Origin of the sequence: Novosphingobium sp. ST904 (assembly GCF_001298105.1) — a bacterium.
Lineage (GTDB): Bacteria > Pseudomonadota > Alphaproteobacteria > Sphingomonadales > Sphingomonadaceae > Novosphingobium.
Map to the genome: position 1 here is coordinate 139,106 of NZ_LGJH01000159.1, position 23,317 is coordinate 162,422.

The 23,317-nt window shown below is 65.0% G+C and carries 18 protein-coding genes and 5 pseudogenes; 16 read left to right on the forward strand and 7 right to left on the reverse strand.

All coding sequences use genetic code 11. The features are described 5' to 3' along the window. Positions 1-2 precede the first annotated feature (2 nt). The 3 genes and pseudogenes from ADT71_RS30645 to bla all read right to left on the reverse strand — a co-directional run bounded on the left by ADT71_RS30645 (position 3) and on the right by bla (position 2,417). The gene (locus ADT71_RS30645) at positions 3-305 is read right to left on the reverse strand and encodes a DUF1153 domain-containing protein (RefSeq protein ID WP_082370497.1); all 303 of its coding nucleotides are present in this window, start codon (positions 303-305) and stop codon (positions 3-5) included. Positions 306-577: 272 nt separating this feature from the next. Continuing rightward, positions 578-1,479: pseudogene (locus ADT71_RS22225) on the reverse strand (50S ribosomal protein L11 methyltransferase). Continuing rightward, entirely contained in the window at positions 1,476-2,417 is a 942-nt protein-coding gene (gene bla / locus ADT71_RS22230; protein ID WP_231636101.1) for a subclass B3 metallo-beta-lactamase, read from the reverse strand. The pseudogene ADT71_RS22225 and the gene bla overlap by 4 nt, the downstream one beginning before the upstream one ends. A 223-nt stretch (positions 2,418-2,640) precedes the next feature. On the opposite strand from bla, the pseudogene sdhC reads away from it, so the two are divergent. The 6 genes and pseudogenes from sdhC (at position 2,641) to ADT71_RS22260 (ending at position 8,160) form a co-directional block, all read left to right on the forward strand. Further along, a pseudogene (gene sdhC, locus ADT71_RS22235) lies at positions 2,641-3,035 on the forward strand (succinate dehydrogenase, cytochrome b556 subunit). Between the two features lie 12 nt (positions 3,036-3,047). Continuing rightward, entirely contained in the window at positions 3,048-3,431 is a 384-nt protein-coding gene (gene sdhD, locus ADT71_RS22240; RefSeq protein WP_054440356.1) for a succinate dehydrogenase, hydrophobic membrane anchor protein, read from the forward strand. Further along, positions 3,431-5,251 (forward strand): succinate dehydrogenase flavoprotein subunit, encoded by a 1,821-nt coding sequence (gene sdhA, locus ADT71_RS22245; protein WP_054440358.1) that lies wholly within the window; start codon positions 3,431-3,433, stop codon positions 5,249-5,251. The genes sdhD and sdhA overlap by 1 nt, the downstream gene beginning before the upstream one ends. Positions 5,252-5,400: 149 nt before the next feature. Continuing rightward, positions 5,401-5,997, forward strand: a complete 597-nt coding sequence (locus ADT71_RS22250; protein WP_054440361.1) for an HdeD family acid-resistance protein — start codon at positions 5,401-5,403, stop codon at positions 5,995-5,997. 58 nt (positions 5,998-6,055) lie between these two features. After that, positions 6,056-6,466 carry a BlaI/MecI/CopY family transcriptional regulator gene (locus ADT71_RS22255; protein ID WP_054440364.1) on the forward strand — a complete coding sequence of 137 codons (411 nt, stop codon included), beginning with the start codon at positions 6,056-6,058 and terminating at the stop codon, positions 6,464-6,466. Beyond that, the gene (locus ADT71_RS22260; protein ID WP_054440366.1) at positions 6,463-8,160 is read left to right on the forward strand and encodes a M56 family metallopeptidase; all 1,698 of its coding nucleotides are present in this window, start codon (positions 6,463-6,465) and stop codon (positions 8,158-8,160) included. The genes ADT71_RS22255 and ADT71_RS22260 overlap by 4 nt, the downstream gene beginning before the upstream one ends. A 44-nt stretch (positions 8,161-8,204) precedes the next feature. Here the strand turns inward: ADT71_RS22260 and ADT71_RS34280 are convergent, their stop codons facing one another. Both ADT71_RS34280 and ADT71_RS22270 read right to left on the reverse strand, forming a co-directional pair. Next, complete coding sequence (locus ADT71_RS34280) at positions 8,205-8,816, reverse strand: hypothetical protein (protein ID WP_231636102.1); 612 nt, start codon at positions 8,814-8,816, stop codon at positions 8,205-8,207. Positions 8,817-8,896: 80 nt separating this feature from the next. After that, on the reverse strand, positions 8,897-9,763 hold the full coding sequence (locus ADT71_RS22270) for a neutral zinc metallopeptidase (protein WP_054440368.1): 867 nt from the start codon (positions 9,761-9,763) through the stop codon (positions 8,897-8,899). Positions 9,764-9,949: 186 nt separating this feature from the next. On the opposite strand from ADT71_RS22270, the gene ADT71_RS34285 reads away from it, so the two are divergent. From ADT71_RS34285 to ADT71_RS22290, 5 genes and pseudogenes are all read left to right on the forward strand, one after another. After that, complete coding sequence (locus ADT71_RS34285; RefSeq protein WP_231636103.1) at positions 9,950-10,630, forward strand: hypothetical protein; 681 nt, start codon at positions 9,950-9,952, stop codon at positions 10,628-10,630. Next, complete coding sequence (locus tag ADT71_RS34290; RefSeq protein WP_231636104.1) at positions 10,627-11,496, forward strand: M28 family peptidase; 870 nt, start codon at positions 10,627-10,629, stop codon at positions 11,494-11,496. Before ADT71_RS34285 ends, ADT71_RS34290 begins: the two co-directional genes overlap by 4 nt. A gap of 76 nt (positions 11,497-11,572) precedes the next feature. After that, a pseudogene (guaB, locus tag ADT71_RS22280) lies at positions 11,573-13,029 on the forward strand (IMP dehydrogenase). A 37-nt stretch (positions 13,030-13,066) separates the two neighbouring features. Next, positions 13,067-14,239 carry an RsmB/NOP family class I SAM-dependent RNA methyltransferase gene (locus ADT71_RS22285; protein ID WP_054440369.1) on the forward strand — a complete coding sequence of 391 codons (1,173 nt, stop codon included), beginning with the start codon at positions 13,067-13,069 and terminating at the stop codon, positions 14,237-14,239. Between the two features lie 13 nt (positions 14,240-14,252). Next, on the forward strand, positions 14,253-14,795 hold the full coding sequence (locus ADT71_RS22290; RefSeq protein WP_054440371.1) for a hypothetical protein: 543 nt from the start codon (positions 14,253-14,255) through the stop codon (positions 14,793-14,795). 43 nt (positions 14,796-14,838) lie between these two features. Here the strand turns inward: ADT71_RS22290 and ADT71_RS22295 are convergent, their stop codons facing one another. Further along, complete coding sequence (locus tag ADT71_RS22295) at positions 14,839-15,321, reverse strand: RNA pyrophosphohydrolase (protein WP_054440404.1); 483 nt, start codon at positions 15,319-15,321, stop codon at positions 14,839-14,841. Positions 15,322-15,590: 269 nt separating this feature from the next. Between ADT71_RS22295 and ADT71_RS22300 the strand changes: the two genes are divergently transcribed. From ADT71_RS22300 to ADT71_RS22310, 3 genes are read left to right on the forward strand one after another with little or no spacing between them, the layout of a single operon-like run. Further along, on the forward strand, positions 15,591-17,594 hold the full coding sequence (locus ADT71_RS22300) for a 2-oxoacid:acceptor oxidoreductase subunit alpha (protein WP_231636105.1): 2,004 nt from the start codon (positions 15,591-15,593) through the stop codon (positions 17,592-17,594). A gap of 23 nt (positions 17,595-17,617) precedes the next feature. Next, complete coding sequence (locus ADT71_RS22305; RefSeq protein ID WP_054440373.1) at positions 17,618-18,631, forward strand: 2-oxoacid:ferredoxin oxidoreductase subunit beta; 1,014 nt, start codon at positions 17,618-17,620, stop codon at positions 18,629-18,631. Positions 18,632-18,664: 33 nt separating this feature from the next. Next, positions 18,665-19,600, forward strand: coding sequence for a metal-dependent hydrolase (locus ADT71_RS22310; RefSeq protein ID WP_255351680.1), 936 nt, complete (start codon positions 18,665-18,667; stop codon positions 19,598-19,600). Here the strand turns inward: ADT71_RS22310 and ADT71_RS22315 are convergent. Beyond that, positions 19,569-20,297: a phosphatase PAP2 family protein gene (locus ADT71_RS22315; RefSeq protein ID WP_054440378.1), complete on the reverse strand. Its 729-nt coding sequence runs from the start codon at positions 20,295-20,297 to the stop codon at positions 19,569-19,571. The genes ADT71_RS22310 and ADT71_RS22315 overlap by 32 nt on opposite strands. 41 nt (positions 20,298-20,338) lie before the next feature. Here ADT71_RS22315 and ADT71_RS22320 point away from each other — a divergent pair. Together ADT71_RS22320 and ADT71_RS22325 are read left to right on the forward strand one after the other, a co-directional pair. Continuing rightward, positions 20,339-21,714, forward strand: a pseudogene (locus ADT71_RS22320) (deoxyribodipyrimidine photo-lyase). Positions 21,715-21,766: 52 nt separating this feature from the next. Then, positions 21,767-23,072: pseudogene (locus ADT71_RS22325) on the forward strand (class I SAM-dependent methyltransferase). The last annotated feature ends 245 nt before the right edge of the window (positions 23,073-23,317 follow it).

Sequence of the window (23,317 nt, forward strand, 5' to 3'; positions counted from 1 at the left end):
TATCAGGAGTTTCGTCCCTGCCTTTCGTGCATGTGACGGTAGTGCTGTACCCGGGTGGCGCGCAGGCCGGCCATTCCTTCACGCTCGACGGCGCGTTGCCACGATGCCAGTTCCTCGAGAGTGAGGCCGTAGCGGTCGCAAGCCTCGGCGATCGTCAGGAGCCCTCCGTTGACCGCAGCTACGACTTCCGCCTTACGGCGAACTACCCAGCGAGACGTGTTGCGTGGCGGAAGGCTGCCCTTGTCGAGCGCTTCACCCAGGGGTCCGACGACGGCCTTCGGCCTGTCTAGTTCAGATTGAAGCATTTTTGGCCTCTTGAGCTGTTGTTACCAGCCCCCCTTGGCCTTAATTCTTGGCCGAATCCTTTAATTATTCGGAACCGGTCTTGGTTAATCATCGTTAACCAATTGCCAGGTAATTCCCTGAAATGAATGGGTAAATCTCCGAGGCTTTTTTTCCTCGGAGATTTAACTTTCGTTGACTTGCGTTAAGTTCGGTTTAACCACGATCATCTGCTGTTTTTGGAAATGACGGCGGTTGCGACTGGGCGAGTTGTTCGTGCGGTGAAGCGTGCGCGCTATCGGCGACGCGCCCGCATCCACAGGATCGACCAGTCTCCGTTTACCAGTCTGGCGGCGAGACGAAGCCCGGCACGGCGACAGGCGCGGCGCACGGCGGCCTCCTGCGTTTCCAGCAGGCCCGCAAGGACGAGGCTACCCCCCGGAGCAAGGGACTTGGCGAAGTCCGGCGCAAGGGAAACCAGCGGGCCGGCGAGGATATTGGCCATGATGAGGTCGTATGGGCCGCGCGCTGCCAGCAGGGGGTGGTCCATGCCGTCCGCGATGGTCATGGCCAGTTCGCCGCCGCGCGCGCCGAGGCTGACTCCATTCGCGGCGGCATTGTCTTCCACGACGCCGTAGCAGACCTGATCGATATCGCTCGCGGTCGCGAGTGCCCGTGGCCAGAGCGACATCGCTGCGAAGGCCAGCAGTCCCGTGCCCGTCCCGATATCGGCGTGGTTGCGAACGACCAGCCCCTGCGCCTTCATATGCGTCAGCATGGCGAGGCAGCCGGCGGTCGTGGCGTGCTGGCCGGTGCCGAAAGCCTGGCTGGCGGGTATGGTGAAATCGGTTATGCAGGGATCGTCAGAAACCGGATGTTCGGGCGTGTGGACGTGGAAGCGGCCGCGCGGATCGGTTCGAGTCCCTGCTGGCTCGTTACCAGCCAGTCGGTTTCCGGCAGTTCCTCGACAATGAACTTTGGCGGCTTGCCGCCGAACAGGGCGGCGACGGCGTCCTTGTCGGCCTTGCGCGGCTTGTGGGCCAGCCATGCTTCAAGCTGCCAGTCGTCCGGTTTGTCTTCGGCGATCTCGCTGCCCGAAAGGACGATGTCGGGGTCCCAGTCGAATGCATCCTCGTGAGCGACAAGGGCGCCTTCGATGACGGTGCGCGGGGCATAAGCGGTGATCTTCCAGCTCACGAACGGGTCTCCTTCGCTGCGGCGGCGGCTTCTTCGGAAAGGCGCTGGTCGAAGCGGGCATTGGCGGCAGCCGCATAAGTACGGCAGGCGGTGGGATCGACCAGCGGGGACTTGCCCGCTAGCCGTGTGAAGAGATCGCTTGCCCCGGGGTGCGGCGTGACCAGCAGGTCGCAGGGCAGGGCGGCGATTCGGCGCAACCCTTCCCGGACATCGGCAATGCGGTCGGGGTGGTCGGTAAAGCGGTAGCCCTTGGCCGAAATCGCGCTTGCGCTGTCCGCATATGCGATGGTCAGGCATTTGCCCTCTTTGCCGCATGACTGCCATGTCCAGCTCGTCGATCCGGCAGCGTGAGCGAGCGTGGCGCGGGCGGTGACGGTGATGTCGCCCAGCGTGATGCTTTCCCCGCCCGAGAGGCGCTTGTCGACGTGAACCGCCGGGAATGGGTCGAGCTGGCCGAATTGCGGATCGTTCGGGTTGGCCTTGCCGGTTTCGAGCACTTCGGCGGCGGCAGGCAATGCGGCGAGCCGCGCGCCGGTCGCGCGTCGCAGCTCCGCAAGAGCGCCTGCATGGTCGAAGTGTTCGTGGCTGGAGAGAATCCAGCGCACGTCCTTCACCTTGAATCCGGCCGCCTGGATATTGGCCAGAACCATCGGTGTCGCTTCGGGAAGGCCGCCGTCGATCAGGATGTGGCCTTGCTTGCCGGTGATGAGAATAGCGGAAATGCCGCAGGTGCCGACATACCAGGTGTTGCCGTAAAGGTGGGCGGGCGGAGCGGCATCGGCCCAGCCATCGTGCCCTTCACAGGCGGCGGCGAGCCTCGATGGGGGTGCCTCCGCGCTGTCGGTTGCAGGTGCTGCGCTGCCGGGCGCGGTGGAACAGGCGCCCAGCAGAAACGCGGGGGCGAGCATGTTCGACAGGCGGCTCATGGGTCTCTTCATGGGTTGGCGCTTTAGTGCGGAGGGGCGGCCAAAGCCAGTGGGACGGGTCGTCCCGCGTACCATCTGCGCCCGATTGTCGATGAGGCTCCGGGAAAGTCGCTTGTGTGCGATGCATCCGCGATGTGCTTCGCGGAACTTGCGCCAAGCGGCGATTTGTCTAAGGGGACTTCTCGACAGGGGCAGCCTTGGGCTGCTGCAAAGGCAAAAGGGATTCGAAAGAGCCATGGCCAAAGACGGCACCAGGAACCGTCCGCTTTCGCCCCATCTCCAGATCTGGCGTTGGGGCCCTCACATGTTCGTCTCGATTCTTCACCGCGTGACCGGTGATGGCATGGCATTCGCCGGCCTCGCCGTGCTGCTGTGGTGGCTCGGGGCGCTCGCCGGTGGCCCTGCCGCCTACGAGACGTTCAGCTGGGCGATGACCACGCCGATCGGCTATGTCGTTCTCGTCGGCATTTCCTGGGCTTTCTTCACGCACATGATGAGCGGCCTTCGCCACTTCGCCCTCGACGTCGCGCCGGGTTCGAACTGACGATCAACAAGACCTGGTCGATCCTTTCGCCGGTCCTGGGTGTGATCCTCACCGTCGCCTTCTGGGCGATCCTGCTGCTTCGCTGAGGAACGGGAAATATGGGTAACGGAACTTCCATCGGCCGCGTTCGCGGCCTCGGTTCGGCGAAGACCGGTGTTCACCACTGGCTGCTGCAACGCTTCACCGCCATCGGCAACCTTCTCTCGGTGCTGTTTCTCGTGGTCTCGATCCTGCTGCTGCCGGATCTGAGCTATGCAACCGTCGTCGAGTGGATTGTGCGCCCGGTTCCCGCCGTGGCGATGATCCTGCTCGTCGTGACCACCTTCTGGCACGCACGCATCGGGCTTCAGGTCGTCGTCGAGGATTATGTCCACGATCACGCAAACAAGTTCGCCTGCATCGCGGCGCTGAACCTTTCCGCCTGCGCCGGGATCGCTTTCGGCGTCTTCTGCGTCATTCGTCTCGCGCTGGGAGCCCATTGATGACCCAAAACGCCTCGGGCCCTGCCTACAAGATTATCGACCATACCTATGACACCGTCGTCGTCGGCGCCGGTGGCTCGGGTCTGCGCGCCACCATGGGCTCGGCCGAAGCCGGCCTTCGCACCGCGTGCATCACCAAGGTCTTCCCGACCCGCTCGCACACCGTTGCGGCGCAGGGCGGCATCGCCGCCTCGCTGTGCAACAACTCGCCGGACCACTGGACCTGGCACATGTACGACACCGTCAAGGGGTCGGACTGGCTGGGCGACCAGGACGCCATCGAATACATGGTGCGCGAAGCCCCGGCGGCGGTCTACGAACTGGAGCACGCCGGCGTGCCCTTCAGCCGCAATGCCGACGGCACGATCTACCAGCGCCCGTTCGGCGGCCACATGCAGAACATGGGCGAAGGTCCGCCGGTGCAGCGCACCTGCGCCGCTGCCGACCGTACCGGTCATGCCATGCTGCACGCGCTCTATCAGCAGTCGCTGAAGTACGACGCGGACTTCTTCATCGAATACTTCGCCATCGACCTCATCATGGACGGCGGCAAGTGCGTGGGCGTGATCGCGCTCTGCATGGATGACGGTTCGATCCACCGCTTCCGTTCGCAGGCTGTCGTGCTGGCGACGGGCGGTTACGGACGTAGTTACTACACCGCCACGTCGGCCCATACCTGCACCGGCGACGGCGGCGGCATGGTCCTGCGCGCGGGTCTTCCGCTGCAGGACATGGAATTCGTGCAGTTCCACCCCACCGGCATCTACGGTGCGGGCGTGCTCATCACCGAAGGCGCGCGCGGCGAGGGCGGCTACCTGACCAACTCCGAAGGCGAGCGCTTCATGGAGCGCTATGCGCCTTCCGCGAAGGATCTCGCCTCGCGCGACGTCGTCTCGCGCTCGATGGCGCTGGAAATCCGCGAAGGCCGCGGCGTCGGCCCGCACAAGGACCACATCTACCTGCACCTCGATCACATCGATCCCAAGGTGCTGGGCGAGCGTCTGCCGGGCATCACCGAAAGCGGCAAGATCTTCGCGGGCGTCGACCTGACCCGTCAGCCGCTGCCGGTCGTTCCCACCGTTCACTACAACATGGGCGGTATTCCCTGTAACTATCACGGCGAAGTCGTCACCATCGGACCGGACGGCAATCCGGACACCGTGGTGCCGGGCCTGTTCGCGGTGGGTGAGGCGGCCTGCGTCTCGGTTCACGGTGCCAACCGTCTGGGTTCGAACTCGCTGATCGACCTCGTGGTCTTCGGCCGCGCCACCGGCCACCGCCTCAAGGAGATCGTCAAGCCGGGCGTCAATCAGGCGGAACTGCCGAAGGATTCGGCGGATCTCGCGCTGGGCCGTCTCGACCACTTCCGCAACGCCAACGGCGGTTCGCCGACGGCGGAAGTGCGCACCGAAATGCAGCGCACCATGTCGGCACACGCCGCCGTGTTCCGCACCGATGAACTCATGGTCGAAGGCAAGGACAAGCTCGCCAAGACCTATGAGCGCATGCAGGACATCAAGGTCACCGATCGCGGCCTGATCTGGAATTCGGACCTGGTGGAAACGCTGGAACTGGACAACCTGATCTCGCAGGCTTCGGTCACTCTGCACGGCGCCCAGGCGCGCAAGGAAAGCCGCGGCGCCCACGCGCACGAGGACTTCCCGAACCGCGACGATGCGAACTGGATGAAGCACACCGTCGGCTGGTTCAACGGCTGGGGCGGCAAGGGCGGCGAAATCCGTCTCGATTACCGCCCGGTCCACGAATACACGCTCACGGAAGACGTGCAGTACATCAAGCCCAAGGCCCGCGTGTACTGAGCTTCTCCCAAGCCAGCTGAAATCGAAAAGGGCGCGTACCGGCATTCGGTACGCCGCCCTTTTGCGTTCACAATTGCCCGTGTCGTTGCAACCGATCGGGTTTCTGGGCATTTTCTTGCAGAGACCCCGCCAACGCAGGAGGCAGGCGCATGACACGAACCGAGATGGACCCGTTGCTCGAACCGAACGTGGAAAACGATCCCCTCGTTAGTTCGTTGAAGCAGGCCTCTGGCAAGGCCTGGGGCTGGGTGCTGGCTTACGGTGTTCTTCTCATGCTCATTGCCTTGCTGGTGGTTTCCCGCCCGCTTGTTGCAGGAGTAGCGACCGGGCTGCTCGTCGGCGTAGTTCTGGTTATCTACGGGATCGCTGCCATTGCCTCCGGCTGGACATCGCTTTCGCAGCGAGCGCGCTGGGTGGAAATCCTGCTGGGGCTGCTGGCGCTGATCGCGGGCGTCTTTGCGCTCGTCAATCCGGTTGCGGGCGCGCTTTCGCTCGTCTGGGCTATCGGTGCGTGGCTTCTCGTTTCGGGTGGATTTCAGATCGCCTTCGCGCTCAAGGCCCGCCACGACAAGGGATGGCGTTTGTTCCTCGGCGTTCTCGATGTGCTGCTGGGGTTTGTGCTGCTGTTCTCTTCGCCGGGTATCGGCCTTGCCTTCCTGGCGATAATCATCATGGTCAGTCTGGTCGTGCGCGGTGTGTTCCTCATCATGCTCGCCCTCACACTGCGCAAGTCGGCGCAGGCTTGACCGCCCCTGTTAATCTGGCATTCATGTTTACAAACGTAGTCGATTACGTATGTAAACGATGGAGGCCAGAGTGTCGGTCAATTCGGATCAGTCGGCTGAGCCGCCCGAGCGTATCTCGGATGCCGAACATGCGGTGATGGAGGCGCTCTGGTCCCGCAGCCCACTTACGGCTGCGGAAGTCTGCGCAAAGGTCTGCGAACCGCGCGGCTGGACCCTGGCGACCGTCAAGACCCTGCTTTCGCGACTGGTCGCCAAGCAGGCGGTGACGACCGAACCCGACGGCAAGCGTTTTCTCTATTCCCCCAGCATTGCCCGTGAGGCTTATGTCGGCACTGAAAGCCGGCGGCTGGTCGACCGCCTGTTCGGGGGGAGGGCCGCACCGCTCTTTGCGCATCTTGCCGAAGCGGACGCATTGACCGAGAATGATATCGCCGAGATCGAAGCGCTCTTGAAGGAGCTGAAGTCATGATTGAATGGCTTACCGATACGCTCGTCATGACCGGTGGGCTGATGGCGCTGGTTCTGCTGGTCCGCCGCCCGGTATCGCGCTGGTTCGGTCCTGCCGCTGCCTATGCGCTATGGGCCTTGCCGGTCCTGAGGCTTGTTCTTCCGCCGCTGGCGCTGCCACGGGGGCTTTTCACCAGGCCCGATATCGTGGTCGAACAGACAACGGCAAACGCACTTCCTGCCGTTGATACGGCGCTCGCCAATGCTACGGCGCCAATCGCGGGGCCGGTCGCGGATGCGGGTGCTTCGGTCCCGGTTGCCGCTATCGAGCCCGGAGTGCTGGCCCAGATACCCTGGGGCAATCTGGCGATCGCGATCTGGCTGGCCGGAGCGGTGATTTTCCTTGCGCTCAGGGTTCGCAATTATCGGTTGATGAAGCAGGAACTGCTCGCCGATGCGCGGCAAGTGGCGCGGGCAGGCGATATCCGCATTGTCGAGACGCCGGCAGCCGGGGCGCCGCTGGCGTTCGGGGTGACGGACAGGGTCGTGGCGCTTCCCCGCGGATTTCTGGCGACGGTCGATTCGGAAAGCTCCGACTTCGCGATTGCGCACGAACTCGAACATCACGCCGGAAACGACCTGCTTGCGCTGATGGTGTTGCAGCCGCTGTTCGCGCTGCACTGGTTCAACCCGCTGGGGTGGGCCGCCTGGCGCGCGCTGCGTGCGGATCAGGAGGCTGCCTGCGACGCCCGTGTCATGTCCGGGTGCAACCGCGAGATGCGTGCGCGTTACGGCCGCGTGATCGCCTCGTTCGCTGCAGGAACGCGGCTGACGCTGGCGGCGCCGATCGCCGGTACGCTGGCAGGAGAAAAGCCGATCATTCAGCGCCTTAAGGCGCTTGCCTCGGCCGAAGTCTCGCCGGCTCGGCGCGTGGTTGCGCGTAGTCTTTTCGCTTTTGCGATCGTTTCCGTGCCCTGCACCGCCACGGTCACTTATGCGGCGATGGAAGAGCCCGAGGCTCCGCCTGCACCTGAAATGCCTGCGGCCGAGCCGGCGGCGCCGCGCGCACCCGTCGTACCCGATGCTCCCGCGGAGCCTCAGGCGGCTTCTGCAGTAGAGCATGGCACCTGGACTTCGGAACCGGCGGAAATCTCTGAAGCGGCCGAGCCTCTCCCGTCCGCCGCATCGCCGCGCCCTGTTGCTGCGCCGTGGCCGTCCGCGCAGGCCGTGCGTTCTGCGCCCCCGGTGCCCCCGGCACCCCCGGCTCCTCCTCCGCCGTCATGGCAGGCTGCGGCGGACCGTGCGCTTGCCCGGGCCGATCATGATGCCGCCATGGCCAGAGCCATGCGGCGTGTGCCGAAGGTCGAGCAGTCCACCTCGTCGGACGGCCGGATCCAGACCATTCGAATCGTCAGCACGGACGAAAGCGGCAAGCGGGACGTCAGCAACACCATGACGCTCGACAGCACCTGCCCGGCAGACACGCATCGGTCTTCCGCCCACGCAAGGAATGGAAACCGTTCCACCTCGGTGCTGATCTGCACGGGTGCGCCCAAGCACACCGCCGAAGTTTCATTGAAGGCCATCGCATCGGCGCGGGCAACAATTGCGGCTAACCGCAATCTCGACAGCATGGTGCGTAGCCAGATACTTGCGGAGTTGGACAAGGAAATGGCCGACACCCGCCGGGCCGCGCTGAACGAAGAGGGCATCTAGGCCTTATCAGGGCACCCGCTGGACCACGGGCTGCGAGGTGTAAGTCACCTCGCCCTGCCCAGTGGCCTTCCCGTCCTTCCCGGCCGGCTTGGGATCGGCTTGGCATCGCTCTTCTCTTCGTCGCTGTTATGCCGTTCCAGCGCCTTTGCCTGAATGATCGCGGGCGTGGCGGGGGAGGCTGGGTACTTGCAGCCGCGTTCCGCGCCCACCCCCTTCAGGAAGCCGCGCCTTGCGACACCCGCCTGAATTGCGGCAAGGACTGCGCGTTCCTGGGCGTTGGCGCCGGAAATCTCCCGGATCAATCCGCGAAACGGAATGAACGAACTGACGACCCATTTCGCCACACGCCCGGTGCTCACACGGTCGCGCGCTTCCTGGGGCAAGTCCAGATCCGGACCAAGAATGCGGTCTAGTTCGGTCACGGCGGCGCTGATCTGCCTGCAGCCGCGCATCGAGGAAAGGTCGTAAGGCTTTTTCAATGCGGCGATCAGCGTGGGCGGAATCTCGGTCTTGTCGAGGTTGAGGTCCGTCACCGGCGTCTTGGCGACATCCACCACATCCGGTTCCTTGTTGGTGATAGGTTTGTCCTGGCGTGCCTCGGCCGAGGTCGCCGCGAGCGTACCCGCCAGAGCCGCAACGATCATGAAATGGCGCATTGAGTCCTCCTGTCCGCCCAGCCGGCGGCATCGCCGCCAGCCATGCGGATGGGAGGGAAAGCGCCAGCCTGGGGTTCAAATCATTTCATATCGTTAAACGTGTCGCAGGCGTCCTCGTTCCCTGTTTCCAATCCGCGCTTGAGCCAATCCATGCGCTGGGCGCTGGACCCATGCGTGAAGCTCTCGGGGCTCACACGCTGGCCGGCGTTCTTCATCAGGGTATCGTCGCCGATGGCACTGGCGGCGGTCATGCCTTCCTCCATGTCGCCCGGCTCGATGCGGTCCTTGTTCCTGCCCGCCCAGACGCCGGCATAGCAATCGGCCTGAAGTTCCATGCGGACCTGAAGGGAGTTGGCGCGCTGCGGGTTCTGGCGCTGGGCCTGCCGGACCTGACTGTCGATACCGAGCAGGTGCTGGATGTGATGGCCATATTCGTGAGCGACCACGTAGTAGCGTGCAAAGTCACCCTTGGCGCCAAGCTGCCGTTCAAGCTCGTCATAGAAGCTGGTGTCGATATAGATGCCCTGATCCGCCGGGCAGTAGAACGGGCCCATCGCGCTTTGCGCCGCGCCGCATCCCGACCTGTCCGTGCCGTTGTAGAAGCGCAGCATCGGTTGCTCGAACGCGATGTTGGCCTTCTGGAACAGGGGCTGCCATGTGCGATTGAGCGAATCGAGCGCATTGCAGGATTCCAGCGAGTAGGCGTTCTGCTTGCAGGTAGCCGTGGTGTCCTGCGGCACGTCCTGCTGGACGGACGCGGGCTGCTGCTGCTGCTGTACGTTCTCCAGCGTACCGAGCATCTGCGCGGGATCTACGCCGAACACGAGCGCGCCGATCAGCACGATCACCAGCGAGCCGCAGCCCATCTTGCCGCCGCGCCCGCCGGGGAAGCTCCTTCCCCCCTGGCTGACGCGGATATTGTCGGGGTCGAACTCATCGAGCCGCATCGCGAAGGATCCTTTCTGTCAGCCGTCCTGGGCCGTTGAGAGTAGCCACAGGCTCAAGTCCTGTTCAATCGCTTTTGGCGCGCCAGGTTCCAGCGTTGCCATCCGGCCACAAATGCTGTCATGCCTCTGTGCGTGCGCGGGAAATGCTAACCGCCTGCCGAAATCCGTCGTATAGGCATCGACACGATGAACAGGGGATTCAAGGCAGGACTGGCTCGTGCGGTTGGCGCGGCGGCGCTCGGCGCGGTGCTGGTCAGCGGGCATCCGCTGCTTTCGGCGATATCCCGGGCGGATCAGGAACTGGCCGCCCGGCTGCGCGCCCATATCGAAGTGCTTGCGAGCGACGATTTCGACGGCCGCGAGCCCGGTACCGACGGCGAGGCGAAGACCCTGCGCTATCTCGGCAAGCAATGGTTCGATATCGGGCTGGTATCGGGCACCAACGATCCGGGGCATGAGTGGTTCGCGCCGGTCACGCTGGTCGCGCGCGAACCTTCCGCTTCCGCGGCGCGGTTCCTGCGCAAGGGCGCGCGAAGCACCGTTTCCCCGGACGGCGTTCTGGTGCTGACCTCCGGCAAGCGCAGTCTCGTGCGCAATGTCCCGCTGCTGTTCCTCGGCAAGGGGCGCGGGCGGGACTATACGCGCACCGAACTTGCCGGCCGCGTGGCGGTGGTGCTCGACGGCGATACGCCCGATGGCGAACGCCAGAACGACCTTCTCGCGCTTGGCGCTTCCGCCGTGCTGACGGTGCTGGACGGCGATCGCAGCCTCGATCAGGTCGCCGCGCGCGCCAGCGTTCGGGTTATGCGCTGTCTGACGATTCTCTCGGCGGCGATCTCGAAGCCTTCATCACCCGTGAGGCCATGACCGCGCTGCTCAAGGGCACGTCACGCTCGCTCGACGATCTGGAGCAACTGGCGGCCAAGCCCGATTTCGTGCCGGTGGCGCTTGATGTGACCGGGTCTTTTGAGGCCACCACGCGCGAGACGACGATCCGCACGCATAACCTGATCGGCAAGCTCCCGGGACGCCGTCCCGAAACCGGGGCCGTGCTGTTCCTTGCGCACTGGGACCATTTCGGCGAATGCGGGGAGGCTCCGGCCGAGGACCTGATCTGCAATGGCGCGATAGACAATGCCAGCGGCCTCGCGGCGCTGACCGAGGTGGCCCGGCGTCTCGCGCGCGGGCAGCAGCTCGATCGCGATGTCTATTTCCTGGCTACCACCGGCGAGGAACTTGGCCTGCTGGGCGCTCATGCCTTTGCGGAAAGCCCGCCGCTTCCCCCCGGCCAGATCGTGGCGGCATTCAACATCGATTCCAATGCGATCGCGCCGAAAGGCACGCCCTTTGCCATCGTCGGCCGCGGGCTGACCGGCCTCGATGCGGAAATCGCCAAGGTCGCCAAGGCCGAGAAGGTCAAGCTGCGCGCCAATGACGACGCCAACGAATATATGCGCCGCCAGGACGGCTGGGCCTTGTTGCAGCACGATATTCCGGCGGTGATGGTTACCACGGCCTATGGCGACATCGACCGCATGCGGGCCTTCTTCGATGGAGACTATCACCGGCCGAGCGACGACCTGGCCCATATGGCAAAGCCGCTGGAGCTTGGCGGCGCGGTGGAGGACGTGAAGATGCTGACCGCGCTCGGCCGCTGGTTCGGCGATCTGCGCCGGGTGCCGGCGGGCTCCGCGCCAACGCTTGCCGCGCCGGCCGACAAGACGGTGAAATGAGGTACTAGCACTAGCGCCCCCCTTTGATTACATGGGCCGCCACGATTCTCCCCGGTACAAGGTTATGGTGGCGCTCATGGATATCCAGCTCGGACTTACTTTCGACGACGTACTGCTTCGTCCTGCGAAGTCCGACATCGTCCCGACGCAGGCCGATACCCGTAGCCGCCTTACGCGCGACATCTCGCTCAACATCCCGGTGATCTCGTCCGCGATGGACACCGTGACCGAGGCCGACATGGCCATCGTCATGGCCCAGCTCGGCGGAATCGGCGTGCTTCACCGCAACCTCACGATCGAGGAGCAGTGCGCTGCCGTGCGCGCCGTGAAGCGCTACGAAAGCGGCATGGTCGTCAATCCGATCACGATCTCGCCTGATGCCACGCTGGGGGAAGCGCAGGCGATCATGCAGGCCAACCGGATCAGCGGCATTCCCGTGGTGGAGAACTCGGGCAAGCTCGTCGGCATTCTCACCAATCGCGACGTGCGCTTTGCAGCCAACCCGGCGCAGCCCGTGCGCGAACTGATGACGCATGAGAATCTCGCCACGGTGCGGGTCGGCGTCGATCAGGACGAAGCTCGCCGCCTGCTGCACGCCCGCCGCATCGAGAAGCTGCTGGTGGTCGACAATGACTTCCGCTGCGTCGGCCTGATCACCGTCAAGGACATCGAGAAGGCTGTTACGTACCCCGACGCCACCAAGGATGCCGCCGGCCGCCTGCGCGTCGCCGCGCGACGACCGTGGGCGAAAAGGGCTTCGCCCGCACCGAGGCGCTGCTTGCGGCCGAGTGCGACGTTGTCGTCATCGACACGGCACACGGCCATAACAAGGACGTGGCGCTCGCGGTTGAGCGGGTGAAGAAGATGGCGAATTCGGCACAGGTCATCGCCGGCAACATCGCCACCGCCGAAGCGGCGCGCGCGCTGATCGACGCGGGTGCGGACTGCGTGAAGGTGGGCATCGGGCCGGGTTCGATCTGCACCACGCGCATCGTTGCAGGTGTCGGCGTACCGCAGCTGACCGCGATCATGGATGCCGCGGAAGAAGCCGACAAGGCGGGCGTCCCGGTCATCGCCGATGGCGGCCTGCGCACTTCGGGTGATGCTGCCAAGGCACTGGCCGCCGGCGCCTCGACCATCATGGTCGGCTCGATGCTTGCCGGTACCGAGGAAGCGCCGGGCGAGACGTTCCTCTACCAGGGCCGTGCCTACAAGTCGTATCGCGGCATGGGTTCGGTGGGCGCCATGGGCCGCGGTTCGGCGGACCGCTACTTCCAGGGCGACATCAAGGACCAGATGAAGCTGGTTCCCGAAGGTATCGAAGGCCAGGTTGCCTACAAGGGCCCCGCAAAGGACGTCATTCACCAGCTCGTGGGCGGGGTGAAGGCGGCCATGGGCTATACCGGTTCGGCCACCATCGAGGACCTGCGCAAGAACGCCCAGTTCGTCCGCATCACCAATGCCGGCTTGCGCGAAAGCCACGTCCATGACGTGACGATCACCCGCGAGGCGCCGAACTACCCGACGCGCTGATCGCCGCAGGTTTCGACATCGGTTCGAGGGCTGGGGGATGACGCCGGGCGCACGAGTACAAGCGGCGATCGAGATTCTCGATCAGGTGATCGCCGCCGCACGCGCCAACGGCGCACCGGCGGACCGCCTGATCGGGGACTGGTTCCGTACGCGCCGATTTGCAGGCAGCAAGGACCGGCGCGCCGTTCGTGAGCTTGCCTATCGTGCGATCAGGGCCTGCGGCGAAGTACCGGAAACGGGCCGGGCGGCCATGCTGCGGGTAGCTGCGGAAGACCGGGAAGTTGCCGCCCTGTTTGACGGTACGGGCCATTCTCCGGCCGCGATCGTGGCGGGAGAACCCGTTGCGGAGGCCGGTCTGGCTCCGCAATGGCTGGTGGAACGCTTCGCCGCCAGCGGTGTCGCCGCGGCAGATGCGGCGGCCTTGCTGGACCGGGCCCCGCTCGACATCCGCGTCAATACGCTCAAGGCCGCAAGCCTTGCCTTGCCGGAGGGCGGCGAGCGATCGGTGGCCGCCAACGGCTGGCGCTATCCGCCGGAAACCCGCATCGAACAGTCCGCAGCCTATGTTCAGGGCGCGATCGAGGTGCAGGACACCGGCTCCCAGCTCACGTGCGAAGTGGTTGCCGCCCGTGCGGGCGAGACGATCATGGACTTGTGCGCAGGGGCAGGGGGCAAGACCCTGGCGCTGGCGGCGGCCATGGACAATTCCGGCGCTCTGGTGGCCTGCGATACCGACCGGACACGCCTCTCGCGCCTTGCGCCTCGCGCGGAGCGTGCCGGGGCGACGGGCATCGAAACCGTTCTGCTCGATCCGGGCAAGGAACTTCAGGCGCTGCAACGCTTTGCAGGGGCTGCCGATGCGGTGCTGGTGGATGCACCCTGTTCCGGAACCGGGACCTGGCGCCGCAATCCCGAGGCGCGCTGGCGGCTCACCGAGGCGCAACTGGGCCGATACGTCGCCACCCAGTCGCGCCTGCTCGATATTGCGGCGCAGCTCGTGAAGCCCGGTGGAAGGCTGGTTTTCGTCACCTGTTCGCTGCTGGACGAGGAAGGCGCGAAGCAGGCCGAAGGCTTCCTGAAGCGGCATCCGGACTGGTCTGCGGCGATGCCCGACCTGCCCGTCGGAACGCCGCGTGGCCCCGGTTTGCGCCTCTCTCCGTGGCACGACGGTACCGACGGCTTTTTCGTCGCGCGTTTTGAACGCCTGTGATAGCGTCGCGGTCATGATGAGGACGAAGCCCTCGGCCAAGGACATTTTGATGCGTTACACGCCTGCCGCGATTGCTCTTTCCCTTGTTGTTGCCGTTTCTTCCAGCGCCATCCTGTCAGCGCCCGTCGCGGCTCTCGACCCGCGCACGGCAACACTCATGGGAGAAGGCCGCGCGGCTGCCGAGGCAGGTAATCTCAACGGTGCGATCGATGCCTACGAGGCGGCGCTGACGGTCGAGCCCGGCAATGTATCGGTTCTTCTCGCCCTGGCGGACGCTACTCGCGGGCAGGGGCTCCAGGGCAAGGCCCTGCATTATTACCGCGTCGCGCTTGGTACTGACCCGCGCAATGTGGCCGCCATCGCCGGAGAGGGGATCGCGCTTGCCGAAAAGGGCGCGACCGAGAAGGCGAATCGCAATCTCGCCCGCCTCCAGACGCTCTGCGGCAAGGATTGCGCCGAGACGGAGAAGCTGGCGGCAGCGATCGCCCGTGGGCCGTCGACGCGCATGGTCAGCGCCGAATCGGTGACCGCGAAGCCGGCCGTTTCGGAGAACTGAGTTTGGGGAATTGCGGCGTGCCCGGTTCGGGCAGGCCGGAAATTCAGATGAGTGCCCGGAATTCTTCCAGAACGGCGCGGTAAACGCGCTTCTTGAAGGGCACGATCAGCTCTGGAAGCAGTTCGGCGTCGATCCACTTCCATTCGCAGAACTCGGCCGGCTTGTGCGCGTTAAGGTCGATGTCGGCATCGGCGCCATCGAAGCGTGCCAGATACCAGGTCTGGCGCTGGCCGCGATACTTGCCCTTCCACAGCTTGCCGATGAGTTCGTCCGGCAGGTCGTAAAGCAGCTCTTCCCGCGTGTGCGACAGGATGGTGACGTGCTTTTCGGTGACGCCGGTTTCCTCCCAAAGCTCGCGAAAAGCCGCGGCCTTCAGGTCTTCGCCCTCGTCGACGCCGCCCTGGGGCATCTGCCACCAGTCGCCTTCCTTGGTGTCGATCCGCTTGCCGACGAAGACCTTGCCGTCTGAATTGACGAGCATGACGCCGACACAGGGGCGGTAGGGCAGGGACGCGAAGTCTTTCATCGGTGAGCGGGATTCCATGGTGATTGGGAGAAGCGTCATTCGGAAATCGGCGGCAGGATTACCGGAGCGGATCGCATGACTCCAGAATGGCCCAAGGGCGCTCGCATTGCCAGTGCGATTTATGCTTCCATCCCCGGTAACCGATTTGGGGGGCGGGGCTATTTGTGGCCCTGAGCATTTTTCCGTTTTGCGTCGATACCGAGCGGGCATAGTCTTGCGAACGGGAAAACAAGCCGTCGGCACAAGACCGGCATTCCCGGGAGAGGACGATGATGGCGACAATCTCATCGGATAAGGGCTCATCGGGCTCATCGGGCTCATCGGATAAGGGCATCTTCTCCGGCGCGGCGGGCGGAGCGCCGGATGCACCGGCCGTGGAAGCGGTGGTCGTGCGCTTTGCCGGCGATTCGGGAGACGGCATGCAGCTGACCGGGGGGCAGTTTACGCTCTCCACGGCGCTTGCCGGGAACGATCTTGCCACTTTCCCGGATTTCCCCGCCGAAATCCGGGCACCGCAAGGGACGCTGTTCGGGGTCTCGGCATTCCAGATCAATTTCGGCTCGAGCGAGATCACCACGGCGGGGGATGCGCCGGACGTGCTCGTTGCCATGAACCCGGCAGCGCTCAAGACCAACATCCACGCGCTGAAGACCGGCGGGCTGGTCATCATCGACACGGGCGAGTTCGGCAGGCGCAATCTCGAAAAGGCGAAGTATGCCGAGAACCCGCTGGAAGACGGAAGTCTCGCCAGATGGGATGTGCTGGCATTCGACATTTCGGCGTTGACGCTCGAAGCGGTGAAGCCTTTCGGCCTCGGCAACAAGGAGGCGCTGCGCTGCAAGAACATGTGGACGCTCGGCCTCGCGCTGTGGATGTTCGATCGTGACCGGCAGCCGCTGGTGGACTGGCTCACGGCGAAGTTCGCGAAGGAGCCGGTCCTTGCCCAGGCGAACATCGCCGCCCTCAATGCCGGACACGCCTATGGGGAGACGGCCGAAATCGCCGGGCCGCTTCGCAAGCTGCATATCGATCCCGTGCCTGCCGAGCCGGGCCTCTACCGCACGATCACCGGCGCCGAGGCGATCTCGCTGGGGCTGGTCACCGGCTGCCGCCTGGCCGAACTGCCGATGTTCTTCGGCGGCTATCCGATCACGCCCGCCTCGGCGATCCTGCATCATCTCGTGAAGATGAAGGAGTTCGGCGTCACCACGTTTCAGGCCGAGGACGAGATCGCCGCGATCTGCTCTGCCATCGGGGCGAGCTATGCCGGGCAGCTTGGCGTAACCTCGTCCTCCGGTCCCGGAATCGCGCTGAAGGGTGAGGCGATGGGTCTGGCAGTGATGACCGAATTGCCGCTGGTGATCGTCAACTCCCAGCGCGGTGGTCCTTCCACCGGATTGCCGACCAAGACCGAGCAATCGGACCTCTATCAGGCCGTCTACGGCCGTAACGGCGATGCACCGCTGCCGGTGATTGCCGCGCGTTCGCCGGCCGATGCCTTCGAATGCGCCATCGAGGCCTGCCGCATCGCCACCCGCTACATGACGCCGGTGATCCTGCTGACGGACGGCTATATCGGCAATGCGTCCGAGCCCTGGAAAGTCCCCGATCCCGACAGCTTCGAGCCGTTCCCCGTCCGCTTCCTGGAGGAGAGGAACGGCGGGGACCGCGTGCTGCCCTACAAGCGGGACGAACGCGGCGTCCGCCCCTGGATCAGGCCGGGTACGCCCGGCCTCATGCACCGCATAGGGGGAATCGAGAAGGCGGTGGACAGCGGAAACATCGACTATGCGCCAGACGTGCATCAACTCCAGACTGATGCGCGCAAGGCCAGGATCGACGGCATAGCCCAAACCGTTCCGCCGCAGGAAGTCTGCCTGGGCGAGGCGAAGGGACGGCTGCTGGTGATCGGCTGGGGATCGACATTCGGGCCGATCCATCAGGCCGTCCGGCGCGCCCGCGGGCTGGGGCTCGACGTCAGCCATGCCCATGTCCGCCATATCTGGCCGCTGCCCGGAAATCTGGGCGAGCTGCTGTCCGGGTTCGAGCATATCCTGGTGCCGGAAATGAACACCGGGCAGTTCAAGACGCTGCTGCGCGACCGCTTCCTCGTGGATGCCGTATCGCTGGGCAAGACGAGCGGCCAGCCTTTCGCGATCGCCGAACTGGAAACGGCGATCTTCCGGTTCTTCGACGGGGTGCCCGGAAACGAAGGCGGCGAAGTGGCGGTCAATGAAAGCCAGCTTCCCGCGCCCGAAATCGAACAGCCCTGAGCATTTCGGACGGAGACTTCCTCATGAACGGCATGACCCCGATCGAGACGACGCTGAAAGACTGGGAAACGGATCAGGAAGTGCGCTGGTGCCCGGGTTGCGGCGACTATGCGATCCTGAAGGCGGTGCAGCGGACCCTGCCGTTGCTGGGCGCCGATCCGAAGAACACCGTGTTCGTTTCGGGCATCGGCTGTTCGAGCCGGTTCCCCTACTATGTCGAGAGTTACGGCTTCCACACCATCCATGGCCGGGCGCCGGCGGTGGCGACCGGGATAAAGCTGGCCAATCCCGAACTCGACGTCTGGCTGGTGACGGGCGACGGCGACGGCATGTCGATCGGCGGCAATCACACGATGCATATCCTGCGGCGCAATCTCGATTGCCAGATCATGCTGTTCAACAACGAGATCTACGGCCTGACCAAGGGCCAGTATTCTCCCACCAGCCGCACCGGCACGCCTTCGCCGACATCGCCGGCAGGGTCGGTGGACCGGCCGGCGAGCCCCTGTGCGTTCGCGCTTGGTTCGGGCGCACGCTTCGTGGCCCGCAGTTACGACGTTTCGAAAGACCTGCCCGAAGTGCTCCAGGCGGCCTATCGCCACAAGGGCGCGGCCTTCATCGAGATTTTCCAGAATTGCATAGTCTACAACAAGGACCGCTTCGACGACTTCACGGCCAAGGCGGTCTCGGCGGACATGCAGGTCCAGTGCCGGGACGGTGAGCCGCTGCTTTTCGCAAAGGAAAGCAAGGGCCTGGCGCTCGATCCCGATACGTTTTCGCTGAAAGTCGTCGAGGTAGCCGGGGGTGACTGGCAGGCAGCGGGGGTGCTGGTCCACAATGCCCGGAATCGCGGGCTTGCGCATATGCTGGTCGAGATGCCGTTCGGACCGTTCCCCATGGCACTCGGCGTGATTTACGACGATCCCGCGCCGACTTTCGAAAGCGCCGTGATCGCGGAGCGGGAGGGCCTGATCGCCGGAAAGTCCGCAGACCTTGGCAAATTGCTCGCGCGGGGCCAGACTTGGACGGTTTCCTGATCCACGTTCTCGAGGTCGCGTTTTCTGGACAATATCACTCACAGCCTTGTCGGCTGGGCGCTGGCGGAGACCGGTCTCATGCGGCGGAGCCGCAAGGGGCTGGCGGCCTGCGTGCTGGCGGCGAACATGCCGGATATCGACGTATTCTTCGGCTGGTCTCCCTGGGCACCGCTGGCGATGCACCGGGGCTTCACTCATGGCCTCGTCGGCGGCGTGCTGCTCATGCCGCCTCTGCTCGCGGCGCTGCTCTGGCTGTTCGATCGCTGGCAGGCGAAGCGCGGCAAGGTGTTCGCACGCGGGCCTCGGATGCACTTCGGCTGGCTGGTGACGCTATGCTACCTCGGCGCGCTGACCCATCCCCTGCTGGACCTCCAGAATGTTTATGCGGTCCAGTTGTTCTCGCCGATGAGCGGGGCGTGGTTCCATACCGACGGGCTGTTCATCATCGACCCGTGGGTCTGGATCGTGCTGGGGCTGGGCATCTGGCGCAGAAGGCGATCCGGCAGCGCCGTGCCCGCGATTGCCGCGCTGCTGGTCGTCCTGGCCTATATCGCCGCGAACATCGGCATCGCCCGGCTGGCCTATGAGGCGCCCGGTGTCAGGGCGGATCGGATCTTCGCCGGGCCGGAGCCGCTGGCTTTCTGGCGGCGCGAAGTGATCTGGCGGGAGGGCGGCATGATCGGGAAAGGCAGATACGACCTGTTGCGCAAGGCGGACGCCCTGATTTCGCGCGAACCGTTGCGGCCGGACAACATGGCCGATCCGCTGGTTCGCCGCGCTGCCGCGGCGAATCTCGAGGTCGCGCGGTTTCTGGCATGGTCGAACCTGCCGATGGCCGGGATCGAGCGACGGGGCTGCACCGCCCGCGTGACCTTCCGCGACGCGCGCTTCGAGGGGCCGCGTTTCGAGAACAGCTTCTCCGCCTCGGCAGAAGTTCCTACGGACGGTCCCGGTTGTGCGGGGCGGTGAACTCGTCCGCGGCGTGAACCATGGTCTGCGCGGGACGGTAGAGCAGGGCGCTGGCAAGGAACGACCAGCCCGCTCCGCCCAGCCAGCCCGCCATGACGTCGCTCGGCCAGTGGACGCCCAGCCAGACGCGGCTCCATGCAACGGCAAGGCTGAGCGCCATGGCCGCGGCAACCAGCGTATGGCGAACGCTTGCACGGGGGCTCAGCGCTGCGAAGGCGAGAGCCAGGGCGATGTAGGTGGAGGCGGCGTTGAAGCTGTGCCCGCTCGGGAAGCTGGCGCCGCCCGCTTCGGTGAGACGAAGCAGGATTTCGGGGCGCGGGCGGCCGAACAGTGCCTTGAACCCGATGTTGACGAGGCTGGCGCTCAGCACCGTCAGCGCCAGCAGCACCGCCTCGCGGCGGCAGCGCAGCCAGAACAGGGCGACGACTGCGCAGATCGTGTAGAGCTTGAGCTGGAGAAAGCCGCCCATCGCGGTCAGGTCGCGAACCCATTCCAGCAGCCATGTGGGGCCGAGCGGCCTCAGGTCCTCGGTGCGCCAGAACAGCAGGCCGATCCGGTCGAACTGCGCGGTTCGGCCGGTCGGCACGGCCCAGGCGAACAGGGCAAAGGCGGACCAGCAGGCAAGCGCCGCGATCAGCGCCTTGCGCGGGTCGATCCGGTGACGCGGAGCGATCGTTCTTTCGGAAGACAGGGTCATTGGCCTAGGGAACGCCCATGAGTGATACGCGTTCCGGCTCCATGAAATCCCCCGTCATCGTTTGGCTGCGGCGCGACCTGCGCCTCTCGGACCAGCCTGCCATCGCCGAAGCCGCCAGCCAAGGGGCCGTTATCCCGGTCTACGTTCTCGATGACGAGACCCCCAGGCATCGCCGGATGGGAGCGGCTTCGCGCTGGTGGCTGCATCACTCGCTGGAAAGCCTTGATGCAGCTCTGCGTGAAAAGGGATCGCGCCTTGTCCTGCGCAAGGGGCGCAGCGAGGATGTGCTGGCCGAAATCGCGCGGGAAACCGGCGCCACCGCGGTTCACGCGCTGCACCATTACGAGCCCTGGTGGCGCAACGCCGAAAAGGCGGTAGCCAAGGCGATCGACCTCCATCTCCACCACGGCAATTATCTGGTGCCGCCCGGCGCGGTGACGAACGGTTCCGGGCGGCCTTACAAGATCTACACGCCGTTCTGGCGGGCGCTGCACGAACGCCTGCCGCCGGTGGAGCCGCATCCCCGTCCGCATCGGCTCGAAGCGCCGGACGAATGGCCCGCGTCGGACCGTCTGGCGGACTGGAGCCTGCTGCCGGCGAAGCCCGATTGGGCGGGCGGCATGCGGGACATGTGGGAGCCGGGAGAGCACGGTGCGCACAAGCGGCTGGATGCCTTCCGGGAGGAAGCCGCAGCTTACGAGGCGCAGCGCAACCTTCCTTCGGTCGAAGGCACCTCCTTCCTTTCCCCGCACCTCCATTTCGCGAGATCTCGCCGGGGCAGGTGTGGCACGCGGTCGCCGGAGCGGGGGGCTCCGTGGAAACCTTTCTCGGCGAACTGGGCTGGCGCGACTATGCGCAGAACGTGATCCTGCAACTGCCCGAATATGGCAGTCGCCCGGCGAAGGAGGACTTCGCCCACTTGCACTGGCGCACGGGCAAGGGGGCCGAATCGGACCTTCGCGCATGGCAGCGGGGCAGGACCGGCTATCCCATCGTCGATGCCGGAATGCGGCAGCTCTGGCACACCGGCTGGATGCACAACCGCGTCCGGATGATCGCGGCCAGCTTCCTCATCAAGCACCTCCTGATCGACTGGCGCGAAGGCGAGCAGTGGTTCTGGGATACGCTGGTGGACGCCGATTACGGGTCCAATGCGGTGAATTGGCAGTGGTCCGCAGGGTCCGGCGTCGACGCGCAGATGTTCGTGCGGATCATGGCGCCCCTCTCGCAGTCGGAGAAGTTCGACGCGGCGGCCTACATTCGGGAATGGGTACCGGAACTCAAGGACCTGTCCGATCAGGATATCCACGATCCGCCCGCCGGCCGGCGCCCGGCAGGCTATCCCGCAAAGCTGGTCGAGCACCGCGACGGACGGGAGCGTGCGTTGGCCGCATGGGCCCGTTCGAAAGGCAATTGATGGCACGACCTAAGCAATTGCCCGTGGCCATTTTCCGGATAATATCGGCAGCATGAACGCACAGGCGCCAGGCAGGGGTGAGGAACTGGTCGAGGGCGGCCGGTCCATCGGTGTCGGTCCTCAATGGCTGGCCAGGCTCTGGTCGGGCGGGGTGGACAAAGTGCTGGACCGGATCGACCGGGGGCTGGAGCGCGGGGCCATCGAGGCCACGCTTCCCGGCGGCGAAACGCGTCTGCTCGGCGGCCGGGCCCCGGGATTCGAGGCCGCCGTGGAAATCCGGAGCTGGCGCGCCTTGCTGCGCCTCGCCACGGCAGGTTCGGTCGGCTGGTACCAGGCCTGGGAGGCCGGTGAATGGGACAGCGCGGACCCGGTGCCGATCTTCGCGCTTTTCATGGACAATGCCACCAGCCTCGGCGACGTGGGACGCGCCCATGGCCCATGGCGCGCGGCGGCGCGCTTCGTGCACTGGCTCCACCGCAACACCGCGCGGCGCACTGCGCAACATCCACGCCCATTACGACCTCGGCAACGACTTCTACGAGCAGTGGCTGGGCGAAACGATGCTCTATTCGAGCGGCATCTACCCGAAGCCGGGAAGCGGCCCGAATGCGCTGAGCCAGTTCGTCAGCGAACTCGACATGGCGCAGTCCAACAAGATCGGCGCGATTGCCCACCGGCTGGCATTGCCGGCGGGCGGCCGGGCGCTGGAAATCGGCTGCGGCTGGGGCACGCTTTCCGCCTTCCTGGCCGAAACCGAGGGTGCCCATGTCGATGCCATCAGCCTTTCCGAAGAGCAGCTCGCTTACGCGCGCCAGCGTTGGAGCGGCAGGATCGAGGCAAGCGGCGGCCGGGTGGACTTTCGCAAGCAGGATTACCGGGACGTTGCGGGCAGGTATGACGCGATTGCCTCGGTCGAGATGGTCGAGGCGGTCGGGCGCCGGTTCTGGCCCGATTTCCTGGACTGCGTGGCCCGCAACCTGAAACCCGGCGGCAGGGCGGCGATCCAGTACATCGTCATTCGGGACGATCTCTTCGAGGCTTACGCCCGAAGCGCGGACTTCATCCAGACCTTCATCTTTCCGGGCGGCCTGCTGATCCACGAACCGGAATTCCGCCGCCTGGCCGAGGAACGGGGGCTGGCGTGGGAAGACCGGCAGGGCTTCGGGCTCGACTATGCCCGCACGCTTTACGAATGGCGTCGCAATTTCGATGCAGCGGTAGAAGAGGGGCGGTTGCCGGCGGGATTCGACGAACGTTTCGTCCGGCTCTGGCGGTTCTATCTGATGTATTGCGAAGGCGGCTTCATGGGCGGCGGCATCGACGTGGCGCAAGTGACGCTGGTGAAGACTGCAACCTAGGCGGCCTGGACGAATTTCCAGCCTGAATCGACTTTCGCTATGGGGTAGACACGTAAACCGGCTGAACGGCAGGCAAGGGTGGATAGCGGACTGTCGGGTTCGGATTTTAAAACACCAGTTGCTGATGCCAAATCCGCACCCAGATCTTCGTCATTCCCGCGAAGGCGGGAATCCAGTCAACGCAACGCTTCGAAGCCAAAGTCGATGGCGAGATCGCGCCACTGCGGATTGCCTTCTTCGATCAA

Excerpts from the sequence above, each read along its gene's own strand:
- ADT71_RS22260 (WP_054440366.1), top strand. The coding sequence starts at position 6,463 with ATGATTGAATGGCTTACCGATACGCTCGTCATGACCGGTGGGCTGATG.
- ADT71_RS22315 (WP_054440378.1), bottom strand. The coding sequence starts at position 20,297 with ATGACCCTGTCTTCCGAAAGAACGATCGCTCCGCGTCACCGGATCGAC.
- ADT71_RS34290 (WP_231636104.1), top strand. The coding sequence starts at position 10,627 with ATGACCGCGCTGCTCAAGGGCACGTCACGCTCGCTCGACGATCTGGAG.
- ADT71_RS22290 (WP_054440371.1), top strand. The coding sequence starts at position 14,253 with ATGATGAGGACGAAGCCCTCGGCCAAGGACATTTTGATGCGTTACACG.
- ADT71_RS22250 (WP_054440361.1), top strand. The coding sequence starts at position 5,401 with ATGACACGAACCGAGATGGACCCGTTGCTCGAACCGAACGTGGAAAAC.
- sdhA (WP_054440358.1), top strand. The coding sequence starts at position 3,431 with ATGACCCAAAACGCCTCGGGCCCTGCCTACAAGATTATCGACCATACC.
- ADT71_RS22255 (WP_054440364.1), top strand. The coding sequence starts at position 6,056 with ATGGAGGCCAGAGTGTCGGTCAATTCGGATCAGTCGGCTGAGCCGCCC.
- ADT71_RS22295 (WP_054440404.1), bottom strand. The coding sequence starts at position 15,321 with ATGAAAGACTTCGCGTCCCTGCCCTACCGCCCCTGTGTCGGCGTCATG.
- bla (WP_231636101.1), bottom strand. The coding sequence starts at position 2,417 with ATGAAGAGACCCATGAGCCGCCTGTCGAACATGCTCGCCCCCGCGTTT.
- ADT71_RS30645 (WP_082370497.1), bottom strand. The coding sequence starts at position 305 with ATGCTTCAATCTGAACTAGACAGGCCGAAGGCCGTCGTCGGACCCCTG.
- ADT71_RS34285 (WP_231636103.1), top strand. The coding sequence starts at position 9,950 with ATGAACAGGGGATTCAAGGCAGGACTGGCTCGTGCGGTTGGCGCGGCG.
- sdhD (WP_054440356.1), top strand. The coding sequence starts at position 3,048 with ATGGGTAACGGAACTTCCATCGGCCGCGTTCGCGGCCTCGGTTCGGCG.
- ADT71_RS22270 (WP_054440368.1), bottom strand. The coding sequence starts at position 9,763 with ATGCGGCTCGATGAGTTCGACCCCGACAATATCCGCGTCAGCCAGGGG.
- ADT71_RS22285 (WP_054440369.1), top strand. The coding sequence starts at position 13,067 with ATGACGCCGGGCGCACGAGTACAAGCGGCGATCGAGATTCTCGATCAG.
- ADT71_RS22305 (WP_054440373.1), top strand. The coding sequence starts at position 17,618 with ATGAACGGCATGACCCCGATCGAGACGACGCTGAAAGACTGGGAAACG.
- ADT71_RS22300 (WP_231636105.1), top strand. The coding sequence starts at position 15,591 with ATGATGGCGACAATCTCATCGGATAAGGGCTCATCGGGCTCATCGGGC.
- ADT71_RS34280 (WP_231636102.1), bottom strand. The coding sequence starts at position 8,816 with ATGCGCCATTTCATGATCGTTGCGGCTCTGGCGGGTACGCTCGCGGCG.